Raw genomic sequence first — 20,762 nt, 5'->3', positions numbered from 1 at the left:
AAAGATGAATGTAAATAAAAACCTGCCAATCAAAATTACCGAGGTATGTTTACGGGATGGGAGTCACGTTGTTGCACATCAATACACAGAGGAACAAGTCCGTTCGGTTACACGTGCATTGGATCGAGCTGGAATGCATTATATTGAGGTGAGTCATGGAGATGGCTTAGGCGGATCAACACTCCAGTACGGACGTTCATTGGTAAATGAGATGAAACTAATCGAAGCTGCTGTAGGGGAATGTAAACAGGCAAAGGTTGCCGTATTATTGATTCCTGGGATCGGCACAGTCCATGAACTGAAACAAGCACATGGGCTTGGAGCAGGATTGGTTAGAGTTGCAACACATGTAACAGAGGCAGATGTATCTGCACAGCATATTGCCATGGCAAGAGAACTAGGGATGGAGTCACTTGGATTCCTCATGATGGCCCACATGGCACCAGTAGAAAAATTAGTGGAACAGGCCAAACTCATGGAGAGCTATGGTGCACAAGCAGTTTATGTGACAGATTCCGCAGGTGCCTTATTACCGCATCAAGTTCGAGAGCGAATCCGCGCCCTTAGAGAGTCTTTAGATATAGAAATAGGTTTTCACGCTCATAACAATTTATCACTTGCAGTTGCCAATACTCTTGTTGCGATTGAAGAAGGGGCTACTCGAATTGATGGAAGTGTTCGCTGTTTAGGTGCCGGTGCAGGAAATACACAAACAGAAGTGTTGGTTGCGGTTTTAAATAAAATGGGGATCGACTTGGGAATTGATCTTTACAAAATGATGGACATTGCTGAGGATCTTGTGAAGCCCTTAATTCCTGGTTCACAGGAAATTAGTAAGGGAAGCTTAGTTATGGGATATGCGGGTGTTTATTCTAGCTTCCTCCTTCATGCGGAACGAGCGAGTAAACGATTTAACCTTGATCCACGTGATATTTTACTTGAACTTGGCAAAAGAAAGGTCGTTGGAGGCCAAGAAGATATGATTCTTGATGTAGCAGCTGAAATGGCAAATAAGAAAAAAGTGGAGGTTCAATCATGACACTGATGCAAGGAACAGAACAAGAAATAGTAGAATACCTGTTAGCGGCAGAAAAGGAAAAACGAGAAGTCGAAAAAATTACTACTAATTATCCTTCCTTAACATTTGAGCAGGCATATGAAATACAACAAAAATTAATTGAACAAAAAGAACAGGAGGGTCTACGTCGAATTGGTGTTAAGCTTGGATTAACGAGTAAGGCGAAGCAAGAGATGATGGGTGTTCATGAAGCAATCTATGGTTATTTGATGGATGATATGCTTGCACCTGAATGGGAACCAGTACAATTTAGCGAGTTTATCCATCCGAAGGCAGAACCTGAAATTGCCTTCTTGATGGAAGAGGACATCCAAGGTACTTCTGTAACAGCCGAGGATATATTACGAGTAACAAAATATGTAGCACCAGCTATTGAGATTATCGATAGCCGCTATTTAGATTTTAAATTTACACTCGTTGACGTTATAGCAGATAACTGTTCGTCCTCCAAATTCATTGTAGGAAACAAGTGGGTATCACCCAAAGCTCTTGACCTGAAAGAAATTGGCGTCTATATGTCTAAAAATTCAGAGGTAGCTACAGTTGGCACAAGTGCAGCTGTTTTAGGCCATCCTGCCACTGCTGTTGCATGGGCTGTAAACAAGCTTGGGGAAAAGGGCTTAGGCTTGAAAAAGGGCGACATCGTTTTAAGCGGTGCGATTACGGAAGCAATTAGCTTTCAAAAGGGTGATACAATCCTAGCACAATTTGCGGACCTCGGAAGTGTATCATTCTCTTGCAAATAATAAGAGATGAAATCGCAAAATAGGTATAGAAGAATGGAGGTTTATTATGCAGTTTACATTAGAATATGCAAAACAACTGGACCAAGAAGATATCCTTTCTAAATTTCGTGAAGAATTTTACATAAAACCAAACTCTATTTATATGGATGGGAATTCATTGGGACTTCTTTCGAAAAGAGCAGAACGCACCCTCTTGGAATCTTTAGCAGATTGGAAAGAGCATGGTATCGATGGATGGACAAATGGGAAACACCCATGGTTTTTCTTATCCGAAAAATTAGGAGAAATGATGGCACCATTAGTCGGTGCTTCAGCTAATGAAGTGATTGTAACGGGCTCCACAACTGTAAATTTACATCAGCTTGTAGCAACTTTTTATAAGCCAGAAGGTAAGAGGACAAAAATTTTAGCGGATGAATTAACCTTTCCATCTGATATTTATGCTCTCCAAAGTCAGCTTCGAATTCACGGGTATGACCCTGAGACACATTTAATTCGTGTGAAAAGTCGGGATGGTCGTTTTTTAGAAGAAGAGGATATTATTGAAGCTATGACTGAGGAGATTGCTTTAATCATTTTGCCTACTGTCCTCTATCGCAGCGGGCAAATCTTGGACATGAAGAGATTAACAGGCGAAGCAAACAAAAGAGGAATTTTAATAGGTTTTGACGGATGCCATTCCATTGGGGCTATACCTCATTCGTTTAGTGATTGGGGTGTTGATTTTGCGTATTGGTGCAATTATAAACATTTAAATGGCGGCCCGGGCAGTGTTGGTAGTTTATATGTAAATAGTAAACATTTTGGAACAAATCCTGGTCTTGCTGGCTGGTTTGGATCTAAGAAAGAGAAACAGTTTGATATGGAGCACACTTTAACACACGCAGAGTCCGCAGGTGCCTATCAGATTGGGACTCCTCATGTTTTGAGTCTGGCACCTTTACTTGGAGCTTTGGAGATTTTTGCGGAAGCTGGGATTGATAATATCCGTTTGAAGTCATTAAAGATTAATCAATATTTAATGGACTTATTGGTACATGAGGTACCAGAAATGGGATTCAGGATTGGAAACCCAATAGATGATGTTAAACGTGGTGGTCATATTAGTTTAGAACATAATGAAGCTGCTAGAATATGCAAAGCATTAAAAGAAAATGGTGTTATTCCTGATTTTAGAGCTCCTAACATTATTCGTCTTGCACCTGTTGCACTTTATACCTCTTATAAAGAAGTTTTTGAGGTGGTACAAATTCTTAAAAAAATCATGACGGAAAAACAATATGATAAGTTTGAGAATGAAAGAGAAGTCGTAGCATAAAGAGATAGGTTGCATTGATACTTTAATAGAGGAGGAGCTAAATGGTGAACAAACATATTCCTATGAATAACGGAAATAATTCTGAAAATGGATTGAAGCGTGAATTAAAAACCAACCAGCTTTCGATGATTGCAATGGGGTGTGCCATTGGAACAGGTCTTTTCCTTGGGAGCGGTTTAGCCATTAGTACAGCAGGGCCAGGTGTATTACTAAGTTATGGAGTCGGTGCTATTATTGTCCTCCTGTTAATGGGATGCCTATCTGAAATGACAGTTGCTCATCCTACTACAGGTGCTTTTGGCACGATTGCTGAGAAATATGTTAGCCCACTCGCAGGATATCTTGTGAAATATTCCTATTGGGTTGCCAACGTTTTAGCTATTGGGGTAGAGGTAAGTGCCATTGCTGTATATATGAAGTACTGGTTTCCTCATGTGCCTGGAATGGTTTGGATACTATTGTTTGCGGCGGTTCTTATTTATGTAAATGCTACAAGTGTAAATGCTTTTGGTACATTTGAATATTGGTTTTCCATGATTAAAATAAGTGCCATTGTTGGATTCATCTTACTTGGATCATATATTTTATTTGGCGGAACACATCAATCGAATTTGGGACCAGAGAACTTAGTAAATGACAGAGGTTTTTTACCTTTCGGATGGTGGGGAGTGTGGGTTGCGACTTTTATTTCCTTATTTAGCTTTTTGGGCACAGAATTGATAGCGGTTACAGCTGGTGAAGCGAAGGATCCAGATGTTGCAGTCCCAAAAGCGTTGAAAGCTACGGTTTTCCGCTTATCCACCTTTTATATTTTGACAATTGGTATCATGCTAATGATAGTTCCGTGGAAATCTGCAGGTGTGGAAGAAAGTCCTTTCGTAAAGGTTATGGATCTCTTAAATATTCCAGGGGCGTCAGGAATTATGAATTTTATTATTTTAACAGCAGCCCTATCATCTATGAACAGCCAATTATATGCTTCTACTCGAATGATGTTTTCGCTTTCCAAAGGGAATGATGCTCCAGCCTTTTTAGGGAAATTAAGCAAAAAAGGAGTTCCACTAAGAGCACTTGCTGTTTCTACACTGGGGATTTTTCTCGCTGCATTAGTTAGTACTGTATTACCAGGTTCGTCATATGCTTTTATGATGGGAATTTCCATGTTTGGTGCTATCTTCACCTGGTTTATGGTGTTTGTTTCACACTTATTTTTCAGAAGAAAGTGGGAGAAATCTGGAGGCAGGAAATTACCTGTAAAAATGGTAGGTTTCCCATATTTAACGAGCATTGGAGCAATCCTTTTATTGAGTTTAATGATTACAACTTGGTTTACAGATTTTAAAATCATGCTTCAATTCGGTATTCCATGGTTACTTTTTTTAACAGTTTCTTATTTTATTTTTAAAAAGAGGCGATTCAATCAAAACCCTGAAAAGAAACAAATGATATCTTAACCGTAAATGTTAATTAAGCCTTTAGAAGTATTTTAATAAAAAAACGGGGAGGAAAATAAACCATGAGTACCCAAGAGAAAAACACAAACATGGAACTAGAGAATGAGATTCAAACAGATTTCCAAAAATCAATGTCATATGGAGATTACCTCCATCTTGATAATATTTTATCTAGTCAAAATCTGGTATCAGATCACCATGATGAAATGTTATTTATTATCATTCATCAAGCAAGTGAGCTATGGATGAAATTAATAATACATGAATTGACAGCAGCTATTAGGTATATAAGCAATAATGACTTGGAACCATCATTTAAAATTTTGTCACGAGTTTCAAGAGTACAGCAGCAATTAATACAGTCATGGAGTGTGCTTTCTACCTTAACCCCTTCAGAGTACTTGGAATTTAGAGATAAACTGGGAAAAGCTTCAGGGTTTCAATCTTATCAAAACCGTTTAATTGAATTTGCTTTAGGGAACAAAAATGTTCAAACACTAGCAGTCTATCAGCATCAACCAGAATTATATGAAAAAATGCTGGTTGCACTACAAAAACCAAGTATATATGATGCAGCGATCAATGCGCTTGTTGCACGAGGATTACCTATTGATAAAGAGGTTATCGAGCGCGATTTATCAAAAAACTATGAGCCAAATGCCAGTGTAGAAGAAGCATGGCTAACCGTGTATCGTCATGTTGATCAATACTGGGATTTATACGAATTAGCGGAGAAATTAGTCGATATTGGTAATCAGCAACAGTTATGGCGTTTTAATCATATGAGTACCGTTGAAAGAATTATTGGCCATAAGCAAGGGACAGGTGGTTCTTCGGGTGTAACCTATTTAAAAAGAGTTGTGGATCAGAAGTTTTTCCCTGAACTTTGGAGTTTACGAACGAAGCTTTAGTTGTAGTCTTTTTTATCCATTCCCATAATCCATATACTTATATATTATTAATAACATAAGATATGACGAGGGGATGGAGGGGCATTGTGAACACAGAGCAAGCTTTTGACTTTTTAAGGCAAGCCGGAGTGACAGAGGATATCTGTATTCAAACGGTCCGGCGTTGGCTTCGTGAAAGAAAGATTAATTACGAAGGCAATGGACTTCGAAAATCCGGATACATACTCGAGGATACCGATCAAGCTTTTGGCATGTTAATGGACGCAGGTGTCCCGGAAGGCATGTGTACTCCATTAGTAAGACGATGGCTGAGAGAAGGCAAGATTCAAAATGTAGGCAATGGGAAACTCGTAACAGAAACGATTCCCAAGGAAACTGCCACAAAGCGAGTGGGTCATACTGATCATGATAAGATCATCCGCCAATTAAAAGTCAAAATTAAAGCACAAGATGAGCATATAGAAGGTATGGAAAAGCTCCATCAAAACTCAATTAATACATTAATACAGCAAAGAAATAAACTAAAAGTAGAGATCGCCCACATAGACAAAGAAAAAAATGAATTACAAAAGGAAACGAAAAAGTTACTTCAAGAGAATATTAATTTGCGGAATGAAATGTTAAAGCTTAAAGAGGAACTTCTTAGAGGGTCTAATAAGGAACAAGACCAGAATCATACTCCGCCTCCTCCAATGCAGACAAATCATCGGCAAAAATTAGGTCTCTCAAAAACAGCAAGTGAAAAAGATATTCTAGTAGGATATAAAAAACTATTAAAAATAACACATCCTGACCATGGAGGAACGGCAGCAGCTTTTCATTACATCAAAACAGACTATGATCAATTTAGAAGTAGTTTTAATAAAAAGTAAAAAAACCCCTTAGGTAAATTACTACTACCTAAGGGGTTTTTCATTTAAATTTGACTAAATAAATACAGTTCCTGCTACAACAATACTTATCAGTGAGCCAAAGATTAAACCAACTGCTGCGAAGGCCATTAATACTGCGCCATGGGCCTTACTTCTGTCAATATAAGTCATAAAGCCCATATATAATGCTAAGATTCCGAAAACAATTGGAAGGAATAGAAACGAAATAGCTGCAAACAACCATCCAAAAACAACAAATGCCATGCCTGATTTTTTACCGGTAGACTTTTCTGGATAAAGGACTGTAACGCTACCACAACTTTGACAAACTGCTGAGTTGGCTAATTCAGCAGACCCACCTTGCGATTGATACATTTTTACATCCACCCCATTTTCATTAATTTATGATTTATTGTATTTTGAATATAAAGAATATTATAAAAATTTAAATTTAGAATACCATATTTTCAAAAAGTTTCAAGTGAAACGAATTAAAAAAAGAAGAACACGATTACGAATCGTGCTCTTCTTGAAATTCACTCATTAGCAATCAGTATGTTTCTTTAGATGAAGGGGTGGTGGGATTAACCAGCCCTTTTCTTTATTTAGACGCAATACCTTTGCACCAAGTGCCATTTTTTGAGCATGGAATTGACCATACATCATAGCAACATCTTCACGGATGGATTTACCAATTACCTGACTGCAGGCAACTAAACCAGCCGCAATATCAACAGAAAGAGTAGCAGCAATTGCTGGGTCAGGAATTCTTGCACCTACTGGAATATCCTCTAAACATGCTTCCGGAGGTTCAGGTGCTGCAGGAGGTAACCCAATGCCGTTTTCCTTTAAAAGTTCTTCGACTTGCTTTTTTTCCTGTTGGCAACTTTCTATTGCTTCGACGATTAACTTTTTCAAATCATCGTCACCTGCATGGTTTAACATTGTTTGGTACCCAGCAATTAAGCTATTTCCGGCTAAAAGAGAAGCCCATATATCAAACACTTCTCCGTAATGTAAAGGCTCTTCTTTAGGGTTTCCATTTAATATTCCCATTGTAACCCTCCTTAGATTATAAGAAAATTTATTCATTTGAAGTGCCACCTTTCTTGAAGCACATCAAATAGTCTGCCCGTTAGAATCAAAATAATTTATGGTTTCTGTATTCCAATTAACACTTACAACAAGCTCATTCCTGAGCTCGTTATGATTTAACGACGATGTTCAACCAGGTCAATAGCACCCAAAACAATATGAGCTAAACCGAATCCAAATATTGTATTAGCCAGCATTTTATTGGATCTTCGTTTTTGTTTTAATACGTAGCCGGTCGCTGTAACAGCTGTTCCTAAAGCAGTTGGTATTAATCCTTCGCGAATATTCAAACTACCTACCTCCCACTATGTTGGTTCTAGTGAACATTCTAATTGAATATCCTTTGTTATTTTCTCAAATAGTGGATTAACCTATTCTTTTAGGAACGAACATAAATTTATAAAGAAAGTATAAATTCACTGAAAATAATTAACCTAAAATGGAGTGGTAATATTAACGTGGAAAGAAAGGGAGAACAATAATGGAACAATCAGGAGTAAATAATTCGATCCAAACACACTTGAATAATTATAAACAAGGCATTGGAACCTACACACAGATGATGCCAGAATTAATTGGTGCCTACAATGAATTTACTGGTGCATGTTTTAAGGAAGGAGAAATATCTCAAAAAAATAAACATTTAATTGCGCTTGGAATAAGTGTTTATTCGCAGGATGAATATTGCATTATTTATCATACAAAAGGATGCATTGATCAAGGCTGTACTGAGAAAGAAATTTTTGAAACAATTGGAGTGGCTGCAGCACTTGGAGGCGGGGCGGCCATGAGTCAGGGAGTCACACTTGTTCAGGAGTGTATGAACCAACTCTCAAATATGAAGCATTAATGATAGAAGAAGCAGGATTTCTGTGGGAACCTGCTTCTTCTTTTTCTTTTCATTCTGTTAGGAGTAATTTACAATTTTAAACCAATTTTTCTTGGTTTGTTCATAATCTGTTCATAATTAACATGTATGCTAGATGTTAGGTGATTTGGAACTAATCACATATAGCCAAATCAATAAAACTTTGTAATAATACGTTTCTAGAAGGCGGGTGTAAAAAAATGAATACATTACTTCACAGAGGTCAAAGTATTTTCAATAAATATATTGGCTTTTTCTTTTTGACAGTTATTTTCCTTTGGGTTAAAACATATATCATTCAATTAACACAATTTGATTTAGGAATTGAAAATTCCTTGCAAAAGTTTCTACTATTCTTCAATCCTTTAGGCTCATCCTTACTATTTTTAGGTTTTTCTTTTTTCCTAAAAGGAAGAAAAAAATATATAGGTCTTATTATTATAGAATTTCTTTTGTCTTTTTTATTGTATGCGAATGTTTTATTTTACCGTTTCTTCAATGATTTTATTACTTTGCCAACCTTAACTCAGACGCAAAACTTTGGAGATGTAAGTGGAAGTGTAACTTCTCTATTAAGACCATATGACTTTTTATTTTTTATTGATATTCTTATTTTAATAGGGTTGCTTGCATTTCGTTTGGTTAAAATCGATGTTAAGGATATGAACCGCAGAAAGGTTTCTGTTCTTTTCTCATTGTCACTCGCGATTTCTTGCGCTAATTTATCTCTAGCAGAAGTCGATCGACCTCAATTATTGACAAGAGGATTTGACCGTAATTATATTGTTAAATATTTAGGAATGTACAATTATACTATTTATGATGCAGTAAAGAGCACGAAGGCCTCTGCACAAAGAGTAATGGCAAATAGTGATGATATGACAGAAGTGATTAACTATACAAAATCTAACTATGCTGAGCCAAACCCTAAATATTTTGGTGCTGGTAAAGGAATGAACGTAATTTACCTGCATCTTGAATCCATGCAAAACTTCCTTATTAATTACAAGTTAAATGGTGAAGAAGTTACACCATTTTTAAATTCGATGGTCAACGAAGGCAATACAATGTATTTTGATAACTTTTACCATCAAACTGGACAAGGTAAAACATCTGATGCCGAATTTATGCTAGAGAACTCATTATTTGGCTTACCTCAAGGATCAGCATATACGACTAAAGGTTTAAATACGTACCAAGCGGCACCTGCTATTTTAGGTCAACAGGGCTACACATCAGCCGTGTTCCATGGAAATTCAGGAAGCTTCTGGAATCGAAATGAGATTTATAAATCTTTCGGCTTCAACAAATTTTTTGATGCAAATTATTATGATTTGAAATCTCAAGACTTAGCAGAGTATGGTTTAATGGATAAACCATTCTTTAATCAATCGATTCCATTATTAGAATCATTACCTCAGCCTTTCTATACGAAATTTATTACGGTTTCAAACCATTATCCGTATCCAATTCCTGAAAAGGATGCGACGATTGCACCGGCAACAACTGGTGATTCATCAGTGGATACGTACTTCCAAACGGCCCGTTATGCCGATGAAGCTTTGAAGCAATTTGTTGATTACTTGAAGAAATCTGGATTGTATGATCATTCCATTATTATTATGTATGGTGACCACTATGGTATTTCACAAAATCATAACAAAGCAATGAAGCAAATAATGGGTAAAGAAATTACTCCATTTGAAGGCTCTGGGTTACAGCGTGTACCATTATTTATTCATGTTCCAGGCATGCAGGGTGGAGTGAACCATGAGTACGGTGGACAAATAGATCTTCTTCCAACTCTACTTCACCTCGTAGGCATTGATTCAAAAGATTATGTTCAATTTGGTACAGACCTATTATCTGAACAGCACGATGATCTTATCCCATTCCGAAATGGAGACTTTGTAAGTCCAACGATTACATCGGTTGATGGTAAATTCTATGACTCAACGACAGGGATGAAACTTGAGCAGGAAAGAATAGAAGAAGCAAAAAAATATCAGAAATCAGTTATGCAAAAATTAGCACTTTCTGATAAAGTGGTAAACGGTGATTTATTACGATTCTATACACCTGATAACTTTACCCCAGTTGACCGCTCAAAATATGACTATAAAAAAGCGGACATTACCACAACAGAAAAATAAACACTCAAAGGCTGCCTAAGAAATTCTTAGGTAGCCTTTTATTTGCCTAAAACTTCTTATCATTGGTTTTTGTATTAATTTAAATACTTTTCCTAAAGCTAATATAGGAAAGTATGGAATGATAAGGGTGAGAATGGATGCAAAAGATTTGGCACATTTACAAAACTGATTGGGTCAATATTATCAGAGTACCAACCGTATTGTTTTTAATTGTGGCACTTATGGTTTTACCGTCTGCATATGCCTGGATTAATATCAAGTCCATGTGGGACCCCTATAGCAATACTTCAGGTATTAAAGTGGCGGTTACGAACGAAGATACTGGTGCAGAGCTTAATGGAAAAAGGATTAATGTGGGAAATGAAATCATAAGTACCTTAAAAGCAAATCATAAACTTGGGTGGGTATTTGTCAAACAGGATAAGGCAGTGCAGGGTGTAAAGAATGGAAAATATTATGCCTACTTGCTAATTCCAAAGGACTTCTCTCAAAAATTAACTAGTATTTTAGAAATCAATCCGCAAAAACCCAAAATTGAGTTTGGAGTAAATGAAAAAATTAATGCGGTTGCACCAAAAATCACTAGCTCGGGAGCCTCAAGTGTCACAGCTCAAATCAGTCAGGCGTTTATTAAGACGGTCGGGAATGCTATTTTTTCTGGATTTTATAAGGTGGGTGTGGAGTTGGAGAAAAACCTGCCAAATATCCAAAAGGTAGAAAATCAAATTTTTGAACTTGAAAAGTCCTTACCTCAGATTCAAGAAATGGGGAAAAAAGCGATTGAACTTGAAGGGAAGTTACCGGAATTACACGAGAAAGGACAGAAAGTAATAGAACTCGAACAAAGAATACCAGAGATTCAAAAAGCAGGGGATAGTATATTGAAGGTTGAAAGTGCATTACCTCGAATACAGGAAGCTGGTGACAAAATAGTAGCTCTTCAAGCTAAGATGAATGATTTGAAAAAGACCACTTCCATTATTTCAGATGTTTTAGCGAGCATTTCGGATATAGAAGCGAAAGTGAACGAGGCCATTGACAGGGTAAAGGAGAAGGTCCAGGTTAACACTGATGAAAATCAGAAAGCGTTAAATCAGTTACAAGCTGAATTAGAAAAAATTCAAGGAACAATCCAGGAAATCCATTTAGGTCTACAGCAGAAAGTGAGCACTGTGGAAAAGGATCTGAATACTGCTTCAAATTTTTTTAGTAATGAATTGCCAGTCGTTGAAAAAAAGGTCCATAATGCAGCTGATTTTGTAAGGAATGACTTACCAAAAGTGGAGTCAGATATTAGAAAAGCTGCGGACCTTGTTCGAACAAAGCTTCCTGAGGTGGAAAAGCTGATTCACAAAGCAGCTGATTTTGCTAGGAATGATCTTCCTGGATTCGAGGCAGAAATTAGAAATGCTGCAGATAAGCTCCGCCAATTTGAGAGAAGTGTGAATATCCGTGACCTAATTGAATTTCTTAAACATGACCCTGAAAAAGAGAGCAGCTTTCTCTCAAACCCAATTTTATTAAATACGAAACGAATTTTTCCTATTCCCAATTATGGTTCAGCCATGTCACCTTTTTATACGATGCTGGCGCTATGGGTAGGAGCGACTCTCCTAATAGCGTCACTCCGAGTAGATGTAGAGAATTCTAATGCTATATACCGTGGTTATCATTTATATTTAGGAAGACTCCTAACTTTTTTGACTATAGGAATTTTCCAGTCTTCCATTGTCTCCCTTGGTGATTTGCTTTTAATTCACACCTATGTAGTGGATAAACTTTGGTTTGTTCTGTTAAGCATTCTTGTCAGCATGGTATTTATCATTATTACGTATACTTTATGTTCCGTGTTTGGAAATATTGGGAAAGGGTTAGCGATTATTTTTTTGGTGCTGCAAATTTCCAGTTCCGGTGCCACCTTCCCGGTAAGTACGACCTCTTCATTTTTTCAGGCGATTAATCCTTTTATGCCATTCACATATGCAGTAAGTATTCTTCGTGAGACGGTCGGCGGAATGGTTAAAGAGGTAGTAATAAGGGATATCTTTTTTCTCCTAGCTTTTGCAGCCGTGAGTTTTCTATTAGCCCTTGTTTTAAAAAAGCCTTTAGAAAATCGGATACAACAAACCGCCCAAAAAGCAAGAACAACCAAGATCATTCCATAAAAAAAGAGCAGTTCATTAGAGCTGCTCTCTTAGTACTTCCCCTTAAACTTTATCAAATAATAGTTTCAAGAGCGACTTCAATCATGTCGTTAAAAGTGGTTTGACGCTCTTGTGAAGTGGTTTGTTCTCCTGTAAGGATATGGTCACTTACAGTTAAGAGAGTTAAACCCTTTACCCCGAATTTAGCCGTTTGGTAATAAAGGCCAGCTGCTTCCATTTCGACAGCAAGAACTCCATAATTACTTAGTTTGCTATATGGGTCTTCCTTTTCAGAGTAAAAAATGTCAGATGAAAGAACCGTTCCAACATGGAGATTAAGCCCTTTTTCGACTCCAAGTTCGTAGGCTTTTTTAATCAATTCAAAGTTTCCAGTTTGAGGAACAGCGTATCCTGGAAAACTATCACGGATAATCATTGAATCTGTTGCAGCTGCTTGTGCAATAATGACATCACGTATTTTTACATCTTCTTTAATAGCACCACATGTTCCAATTCGGATTAAATTCTTTGCCCCGTATTCAGTGATGAGTTCATGAATATAGATGGATGCAGAGGGCATACCCATCCCAGTGCCTTGAACTGAAACACGCTTTCCTTTATACGTGCCTGTAAAACCTAACATACCGCGAACATTATTATAGCAAACCGCATTTTCCAAAAATGTCTCAGAAATATATTTTGCCCGTAAAGGATCTCCTGGCAGTAAAACAGACTCAGCGATTTCTCCAACTTTTGCCTCTATATGTACACTCATTTCATAGTCCTCCCTCATATGTCATGTTTGTTAGAGTTAGCATAGCATACTGCCATTTTACAATCTGTTAAAAAGATAACTACATTTTTGTGAACTAGTTAACAAAATATTCGTTAGAGGGATAACTGCAATACAACGCTTTCATTTGGTATATTGGTAAATGTATTAGATGTTATACCATTTTCGAAGCGTGGGAACTTCCTCTGTTTCACTACAAATGGCTTCCAACCGACTTTTATCTAAAAGATAAAAATACTTATCGCGAATATCAATAAGACCTTCATTTTGAAAATCACCCAGTGTTTTCGATATGGATTCTCTAGTGACACCCAGCATACTGGCTAGTAAGGATTGGTTAATTTTAAAATCAATTTTAAAAATCGTGCCACTTGGTGTGCCAAAATTATAATAGAGATCCATTAACAGATTTGCTGCTTTTGTACGGACATCATAAAAGGTCAAGTAGCGAACTAACCGGTTTAACATCCGTGTGCGCTCAACGAGAATCAAATAGGCTTTTCTTAAAATAGAAGGATACTTATCTACAATTAAAAGGAAATCTTGTTTCGTAATTTGCCAAGCTGTTACATTTTCAAGTGCTTCAATAGAGGAAATTCGGTGATTGTCATTTGACAATGCTTCCACTTCACCTACGATATCTCCTGGCATAGCTATGCTGAGAACGATTTCTTTCCCTTCATGATTACGATAAATTTTCACCATTCCTGATCGGATGATGTATATTTCGTCTCCCTGGTCATTTTCAAACATGAGGACATGGTTCTTTTTAAATTTCCGTTCCTTTAGAAGCGGAAGAATATTTGGCAAATCACCCTCAGGAATATCAGAAAAAATCGCGATTTCTGAGATATTGGTAATCATAAACATACAACCTTTCAAGGCTTGGTACCTAGTTTTAATAAATAGTAGTAACATAATTATAACACGATTTGCATCATTGATTCGTGTAAACAAAAGGGGTAACTTTGGTTGAATAAGATATTAAATGGTTTATTTCATATTGAAAAAGCAAAATCGAGTATAAGGACAGAGGTACTTGCTGGATTAACATCGTTTATGACGGTTGCTTATATTATTGCCGTAAACGGTGCTATTTTAAGTAAAGCAGGCATGCCCTACGAGGCAGTCACTTTAGTAACTGTAATTAGCTGCTTTTTAGGCTGTATGTTAATGGCATTGTGGGCGAATTCACCATTAGTCCTTATTCCGGGTATGGGTGATAATGCATTTTTTGTTTTTACCCTAGTCTTTTCACTTGGGTTATCTTGGCAGCAAGCACTTGCCGTTGTTTTTATTGCTGGGATTGTCTTTTTCCTTACAACAGTGACCAAAGGAGCAGATTATTTATCACGCTCAATTCCGAAATCTATGATTCATTCGATGACAGCTGGAATTGGACTTTTTATCGCCTTTTTAGGATTGAAAAATGGGGGTATTATCGAAGCAAGTGAAGGTACATTTGTACAACTGGGGGACTTGGGAAGCCCGCATACGCTTACTACAATACTTACATTGGTGATTTTAGTTCCGCTTTTCTTGCGTAATGTGAAGGGGAACTTCTTGATTGGAATTATTGCTGGTACCTTAATTGGTGCATTACTTGGTATCGTGGATTTCTCGTCGCTTAGGGATTTTAGTTTATCTTTTAGTGGATACGATCAGATTTTTTTAGCATTTGATTTTAGCGAAATTGGTACTGTTAATTTCTGGACAGCTGTTTTCTCCTTATCAATGGTGATCATTTTTCAAAATATGGGGGCGCAGCTTGGAATGCTCCCTGATAAGTCTAAGTTTCAAAGGTCCTTTCAGGCAAATGCTTTATCTGTTATAAGTGCAGGATTACTAGGCTGTAGCCCAACGACAACAGCAGCTGAATCAGCGACTGGGATTGCTGCCGGGGGAAAAACCGGTTTAACTTCGTTTACGACTGGATTGTTGTTTTTACCGGCACTTTTTCTAGTTCCACTTTTTAAAGTGATTCCAAACGAAGCGATTGCACCGGTTCTGATTATTGTTGGCTGTTTAATGGTTCAAAGTCTGAAAGAAATACCTTTCAATGATTTTACAGAAGCCTTCCCAGCTTACTTAATGATGGCGATTATGCCATTATCCTTTAGTATTGCAAACGGGATTGCATTTGGTTTTATCGCTTATCCTATTTTAAAGGTTGTAACTGGTCGAAAGAAGGAAGTCTCAGTTACAATGTACGTGATTGCATTTTTCTTTCTGCTGTATTTTATTTTAGGTTCACTTTAACAAAAACCAGGCTGCTGCCTGGTTTTATTTTTATGAAATTTAATATACAGCTTGTATGTGTTACTGGTAAAATCTATAAAAAAGCATTTTTCTCGTCAAGCTTTTGAGAGGAGCTTAAAATGAAAACTAATAAAAATTGGTACCGTATGTGGAGGATCTTATCCTTTGCTTTATCTGTATTAATAAGATTTTACTGGTTCCGGTTGTTAAGAAAGCCTCTGTCCGAGCGCGAAAAGCTATGGGGCAGGTTCGGTCAAGAATTTCGTCAGACATTATTTGAGCTTGAGGGTCTATTAATTAAAGTAGGTCAATTTCTAAGCATACGTGCAGACCTGCTTCCCAGTAAATTTGTCGAACAAATTCAAGACTTAGTGGACAAAGTACCACCTTCTCCGTGGGAAGATATTAAACTAGTCTTAGAAAGTGAATGGGAGAGTCCTATTGAAGACAAGTTGCAATCAATTGAAAAAACAGCAATTGCATCCGCATCAATTGGGGAAGTATATCGAGGGAGATTGAAAGATGGTACAAACGTAGCGGTAAAGGTGCAGAGGCCGACTATTAAATCTATCATTCGAACGGATTTTCGTTCACTTTCTATTATTATTTGGTTTGCTCACCACTTTGCACCTGTTCCAAAGGGTTTCATAAATTTTAAAATGTTATTCCAAGAGTTAAAAACAGTGATTGAAAGGGAAGTTGATTTTAATAAAGAAATGGAATCTGTTAATCATTTTCGTCAACGGTTCCAAACGATCAGCAATTTAGAGATCCCAAAGGTTTATTCTCAACTATGTACTTCACAGGTTTTAGTGATGGACTGGGTTGAAGGAACAAGGATTACTGATGAGGAGTATTTAAACCGCCACTCAATTGATAGAGTAGAATTATCACAAAGACTCTTTCGGATATTTATTCCACAGTGGTTAGAAGCTGGCACATTTCATGCAGACCCACATGCAGGTAACGTACTAGTAAAATCAGACGGAACGATTGTCCTAATTGATTTTGGAATGGTGGGGGAAATATCCAAAAAAGATGCTGCCAATTTCCAAGAGCTGTTACAGGCAATCCTAGCGAAGAATTATTCAATGGCAGTAAAAGTCTTATTTGATTTAGGTTTCTTATTACCGGATACAAATCTAAAAACGGTTGAACCAATTTTAAAAGAAGCACTTTCTATTGATCTGAATCAGTTAAAGGAAATGGACCTGTTTCAAGTAAAAAAGGACTTAAATGAGATGGTTAAATCACTTCCTATTCAAGTTCCTACCAGGTTTATCTTTTTAGGGCGGTCTTTTGTAACAATCGAGGGGATGCTACATACGATTAACCCAAATCAGGAGTTTTTGGAAATTGCCAAGCCAGCCTTTTTGGAGTGGCTGAATCAAGGCAACCAAAACAAATGGAAACTAATCGTAAAATGGATTCAGTCACAACCGATTTTCCAAGTGTTTCATTCTATTACTGAAATGATTGAAATCCCACAGAAACTTCTTGCGGCAAAGGAATCTGAGAAGCAGAAAGAATTTCAATTTCAAATCTTTGAAAATCAGAAAAAACAGTTGTCATATATAGGTATACTTGGAATTGTTGGCGCTTTTACCGGAGCCTATATAACTCATCCTTTAATTTGGAAAGGATCCCTTGGAATAGCAGGAGTATCATTGGTATTTTACATAATATGCAGTGCGAAACAAAGAAAGTGGCTTAAGAAAATTACCTGAAAAATAGAGGCTGACATTTGTCGGCCTCTATCTATTTATATAATCATTTTAGAAATTATTGATATTATGAAGATTTATAGTCGGTAATAGTCCATTCCTCAAAATGAATTTTACAAAACATGGGTAAAAATATTGACAGAAAATAAAGAGATATGTTATTAAAATAAGTGGTTAGCACTCTCGTTTATTGAGTGCTAAAAATAATGTGGCTGGACGACTCAGCCTCTAAAAATTATTAAATACTGGAAGAATAAAGGAGAGGTCTTAATGGAAACAAAACAGTTTAAAGCAGAATCAAAGCGATTATTAGACATGATGATCAACTCCATCTATACTCATCGCGAGATTTTCTTACGGGAGTTAATTTCAAATGCAAGCGATGCGATTGATAAAATCTATTACAAGGCATTAACTGACGACTCATTAAGTTTTGACCAAGATAATTACTTTATTAAAGTGGTTGCAGATAAAGAAAACAGGACGTTGAAAATTATAGACACTGGTATTGGTATGACCAAGGATGAGTTAGAAACGAACCTTGGGACGATCGCAAAAAGCGGCTCCTTGGCATTTAAAAAAGAGAATGAGCTAAAAGATGGCTATGACATTATCGGCCAATTTGGTGTAGGATTTTATGCAGCATTTATGGTTGCAGACGTTGTTACCGTTATTAGTAAAGCTTTAGGAAGTGACGAGGCTTATAAGTGGGAATCCGAGGGTGCTGAAGGCTATACCATTGAGATGGTTGAAAAGGATGCAGTAGGCACAGAGATAATTTTAAAAATGAAAGAGAATACAGAAGACGAAAGCTACGATGAATATTTAGAGGAATATCGCTTAAAGTCGATTATCAAAAAATATTCAGACTTTATACGTTATCCAATAAAAATGGAAGTAACTGGTAGTAGGCTGAAGAAAGGCAGTGAATCCGAATACGAGGACTATCAAGAAGAACAAATAATTAATAGTATGGTTCCTATTTGGAGAAAGAATAAAAGTGAGTTAACAGATGAAGATTACCAAAACTTTTATACTGAAAAACGCTATGGTTTTGACAAGCCTATCAAGCATATCCATATCAGTGTGGATGGAACGGTAAGATATAATGCGATACTATATATCCCTGAAAAGATCCCATTTGACTATTATTCGAAGGAATTTGAAAAGGGATTAGAGCTTTATTCTAATGGTGTCTTAATCATGGACAAGTGTGCAGACCTGCTTCCTGACTATTTTAGTTTCGTAAAAGGGATGGTGGATTCGGAGGATTTATCACTCAATATTTCTCGAGAAATGCTTCAGCATGATCGTCAGTTGAAACTAATTGCTAAAAATATTACTAAAAAAATCAAAAGTGAATTGCAGAGCCTCTTAAAAAATGAACGAGAAAAATATGAAGAATTCTATCAATCATTTGGTCGTCAGTTAAAGTACGGTGTGTATAGTGATTTTGGTGCTAACAAAGAGGTACTTCAAGACCTGCTCATGTTCTACTCTTCTAAAGAGAAGAAATTAGTTACATTTGACGAGTATATTTCTAGAATGCCTGAGGAACAAAAGTACATTTATTATGCTGCAGGAGATTCTATTGAAAGAATAGAAAAACTTCCACAGACAGAGTTCGTTTCTGAAAAAGGCTATGAAATTTTATTCTTTACAGATGATATCGATGAGTTTGCCATTAAAATGGTGATGACATATAACGAAAAGGAATTTAAATCTATATCTAGTGGTGACTTAGGAATCGAAGGGGAAGAGAGCAAAGAAGATTCTGAAACACCGGTTAACGAAAACCAGGAACTCTTTGACTATATGAAAAAAACTCTAGCTGGCAAAGTGAAGGATGTAAGAGTCTCTAAAAGGTTAAAATCTCACCCGGTTTGCTTAGCAACTGAGGGTGAAATATCGATTGAAATGGAAAAAATTCTTGCTGCAATGCCAGACAATCAAAATATTAAAGCTGAAAAAGTATTGGAAATCAATAAAAATCATGAAGTATTCCAATCGTTAAAGGAAGCATTTGAAAACGATAAAGAAAAACTAGACCTATATACAAAATTATTATTTAATCAAGCATTATTAATAGAAGGACTGCCTATTCAGGACCCAGTAGAATTTACTAATGATATTTGTAAAATAATGGTGTAAGCCCAAAAAGACTGTGGGTAATCCGATAAAGAATATTGCCGCGTTCACATTTAAGTGAGCGCGGCTTTACGGTGTTAAAAAGTGAACTAAGGTTCACTTTTTTGCTGAAATATGTTAAACTGTTTATAGTGCTTTAAAGAATGAAAACATAAAAGCGAAAATACAGAAGGGTGTGACCGAATGACAGAAATCACCAATACAAATATTCAACACCGTAAACTTCCCCTCAGGAAAGTGATTCTTCGAGTAATCGCCATTACAATTGGTGCCATTCTCATGGCCACCGGGTTAGAAATCTTTTTGGTTCCCAATCATGTCATCGATGGAGGAATAACAGGTATATCTATTATGCTTGCTCATATCTCCGGATGGAAATTAGGACTGTTTCTATTCATTCTCAATTTGCCATTTGTATACTTAGGGTATAAACAATTGGGGAAAACCTTTGCGTTTTCTACCATATATGGAATTATTGTTTTATCCATTTTCACTTCATTTTTTCATCCAATTCCACCCTTTACAGAAGATATACTACTTGCCACTGTTTTTGGAGGAATGATCTTAGGCATAGGCGTAGGTTTGGTTATTCGAAATGGTGGAGCTTTAGATGGCACCGAAATACTTGCATTAGTGATTACTAAAAAAGTGCCATTCTCTGTCGGACAAATAATCATGTTTATCAATGTATTCATTTTAGGAGCAGCGGGATTTGTCTTTAGTTGGGATCGTGCCATGTACTCACTTTTGGCTTATGTCATTGCTGCCAAGGCAATTGATACGGTCGTAGCCGGACTAGAGGAATCTAAATCTGTATGGATTATTAGTGATGAAGCAGAAGAGATAGGGAATGCGGTAAATGCTCGTTTGGGGCGAGGAGTAACCTATCTTAAGGGAGAAGGAGCCTATACTGGGGATAATAAAAAGGTCATCTTTAGTATCATCACAAGACTGGAAGAATCTAAACTTACCACTATTGTGGAGGAAATAGATCCTTCAGCTTTTTTAGCTATCGCTGATATTTCTGAAGTTCGTGGTGGACGCTTTAAGAAAAGGGATATTCATTAGCTTTCTAATTTGTAAAAAAAAAAACGGATCTGCCTGTTAAAAGGCAAATCCGTTTTTTTTATTGTACACCAGGAAGTTATAAAAGGTCCTAGTGTGGATAATTGGACTAGATATCTGAATCTAGCTCCAGC

At 36.8% G+C, this 20,762-nt stretch carries 18 protein-coding genes; 13 read left to right on the top strand and 5 right to left on the bottom strand.

Annotated features, from left to right (window positions below; all coding sequences use genetic code 11):
• Nucleotides 1-4: 4 nt before the first annotated feature.
• The 6 genes from dmpG (at nt 5) to ABES03_RS14990 (ending at nt 6,379) form a co-directional block, all read left to right on the top strand.
• The gene (gene dmpG, locus ABES03_RS15015) at nt 5-1,039 is read left to right on the top strand and encodes a 4-hydroxy-2-oxovalerate aldolase (RefSeq protein ID WP_430118124.1); all 1,035 of its coding nucleotides are present in this window, start codon (nt 5-7) and stop codon (nt 1,037-1,039) included.
• Nucleotides 1,036-1,824: a 2-keto-4-pentenoate hydratase gene (locus ABES03_RS15010; RefSeq protein WP_430118123.1), complete on the top strand. Its 789-nt coding sequence runs from the start codon at nt 1,036-1,038 to the stop codon at nt 1,822-1,824. Before dmpG ends, ABES03_RS15010 begins: the two co-directional genes overlap by 4 nt.
• 46 nt (nt 1,825-1,870) lie before the next feature.
• Complete coding sequence (kynU, locus tag ABES03_RS15005) at nt 1,871-3,142, top strand: kynureninase (protein ID WP_430118122.1); 1,272 nt, start codon at nt 1,871-1,873, stop codon at nt 3,140-3,142.
• Between the two features lie 41 nt (nt 3,143-3,183).
• Nucleotides 3,184-4,596, top strand: a complete 1,413-nt coding sequence (locus ABES03_RS15000; RefSeq protein ID WP_430118121.1) for an amino acid permease — start codon at nt 3,184-3,186, stop codon at nt 4,594-4,596.
• A 62-nt stretch (nt 4,597-4,658) separates the two neighbouring features.
• Nucleotides 4,659-5,507: a tryptophan 2,3-dioxygenase gene (gene kynA / locus ABES03_RS14995; protein WP_430118120.1), complete on the top strand. Its 849-nt coding sequence runs from the start codon at nt 4,659-4,661 to the stop codon at nt 5,505-5,507.
• Nucleotides 5,508-5,593: 86 nt separating this feature from the next.
• Nucleotides 5,594-6,379, top strand: coding sequence for a hypothetical protein (locus ABES03_RS14990; RefSeq protein ID WP_430118119.1), 786 nt, complete (start codon nt 5,594-5,596; stop codon nt 6,377-6,379).
• A 54-nt stretch (nt 6,380-6,433) separates the two neighbouring features.
• Here the strand turns inward: ABES03_RS14990 and ABES03_RS14985 are convergent, their stop codons facing one another.
• The 3 genes from ABES03_RS14985 to ABES03_RS14975 form a co-directional block, all read right to left on the bottom strand.
• Nucleotides 6,434-6,754 (bottom strand): hypothetical protein, encoded by a 321-nt coding sequence (locus ABES03_RS14985; RefSeq protein WP_430118118.1) that lies wholly within the window; start codon nt 6,752-6,754, stop codon nt 6,434-6,436.
• 168 nt (nt 6,755-6,922) lie between these two features.
• On the bottom strand, nt 6,923-7,435 hold the full coding sequence (locus ABES03_RS14980; RefSeq protein WP_430118117.1) for a DUF3231 family protein: 513 nt from the start codon (nt 7,433-7,435) through the stop codon (nt 6,923-6,925).
• Nucleotides 7,436-7,590: 155 nt separating this feature from the next.
• Complete coding sequence (locus tag ABES03_RS14975; RefSeq protein WP_430118116.1) at nt 7,591-7,764, bottom strand: asparagine synthase; 174 nt, start codon at nt 7,762-7,764, stop codon at nt 7,591-7,593.
• Between the two features lie 191 nt (nt 7,765-7,955).
• Between ABES03_RS14975 and ABES03_RS14970 the strand changes: the two genes are divergently transcribed.
• The 3 genes from ABES03_RS14970 to ABES03_RS14960 all read left to right on the top strand — a co-directional run bounded on the left by ABES03_RS14970 (nt 7,956) and on the right by ABES03_RS14960 (nt 12,660).
• Nucleotides 7,956-8,324, top strand: coding sequence for a carboxymuconolactone decarboxylase family protein (locus tag ABES03_RS14970; protein WP_430118115.1), 369 nt, complete (start codon nt 7,956-7,958; stop codon nt 8,322-8,324).
• 218 nt (nt 8,325-8,542) lie between these two features.
• Entirely contained in the window at nt 8,543-10,495 is a 1,953-nt protein-coding gene (locus tag ABES03_RS14965; RefSeq protein WP_430118114.1) for an LTA synthase family protein, read from the top strand.
• 137 nt (nt 10,496-10,632) lie between these two features.
• Nucleotides 10,633-12,660 (top strand): YhgE/Pip family protein, encoded by a 2,028-nt coding sequence (locus ABES03_RS14960; protein WP_430118113.1) that lies wholly within the window; start codon nt 10,633-10,635, stop codon nt 12,658-12,660.
• 52 nt (nt 12,661-12,712) lie between these two features.
• Here ABES03_RS14960 and deoD read toward each other — a convergent pair whose 3' ends face one another.
• On the bottom strand, nt 12,713-13,414 hold the full coding sequence (gene deoD, locus ABES03_RS14955) for a purine-nucleoside phosphorylase (RefSeq protein WP_430118112.1): 702 nt from the start codon (nt 13,412-13,414) through the stop codon (nt 12,713-12,715).
• Between the two features lie 165 nt (nt 13,415-13,579).
• Complete coding sequence (locus tag ABES03_RS14950) at nt 13,580-14,296, bottom strand: Crp/Fnr family transcriptional regulator (RefSeq protein ID WP_430118111.1); 717 nt, start codon at nt 14,294-14,296, stop codon at nt 13,580-13,582.
• Nucleotides 14,297-14,404: 108 nt separating this feature from the next.
• Between ABES03_RS14950 and ABES03_RS14945 the strand changes: the two genes are divergently transcribed.
• The 4 genes from ABES03_RS14945 to ABES03_RS14930 all read left to right on the top strand — a co-directional run bounded on the left by ABES03_RS14945 (nt 14,405) and on the right by ABES03_RS14930 (nt 20,631).
• Complete coding sequence (locus ABES03_RS14945; protein ID WP_430118110.1) at nt 14,405-15,691, top strand: NCS2 family permease; 1,287 nt, start codon at nt 14,405-14,407, stop codon at nt 15,689-15,691.
• A gap of 119 nt (nt 15,692-15,810) precedes the next feature.
• Nucleotides 15,811-17,418 (top strand): ABC1 kinase family protein, encoded by a 1,608-nt coding sequence (locus tag ABES03_RS14940; protein ID WP_430118109.1) that lies wholly within the window; start codon nt 15,811-15,813, stop codon nt 17,416-17,418.
• Between the two features lie 267 nt (nt 17,419-17,685).
• Nucleotides 17,686-19,566, top strand: coding sequence for a molecular chaperone HtpG (gene htpG, locus ABES03_RS14935; RefSeq protein WP_430118108.1), 1,881 nt, complete (start codon nt 17,686-17,688; stop codon nt 19,564-19,566).
• 180 nt (nt 19,567-19,746) lie between these two features.
• Nucleotides 19,747-20,631, top strand: coding sequence for a YitT family protein (locus tag ABES03_RS14930; RefSeq protein ID WP_430118107.1), 885 nt, complete (start codon nt 19,747-19,749; stop codon nt 20,629-20,631).
• The last annotated feature ends 131 nt before the right edge of the window (nt 20,632-20,762 follow it).

Origin of the sequence: Neobacillus rhizosphaerae, from assembly GCF_050477885.1 — a bacterium.
GTDB classification, from domain to species: domain Bacteria; phylum Bacillota; class Bacilli; order Bacillales; family Cytobacillaceae; genus Neobacillus; species Neobacillus rhizosphaerae_A.
This window is presented reverse-complemented; position numbering and strand designations above follow the sequence as displayed.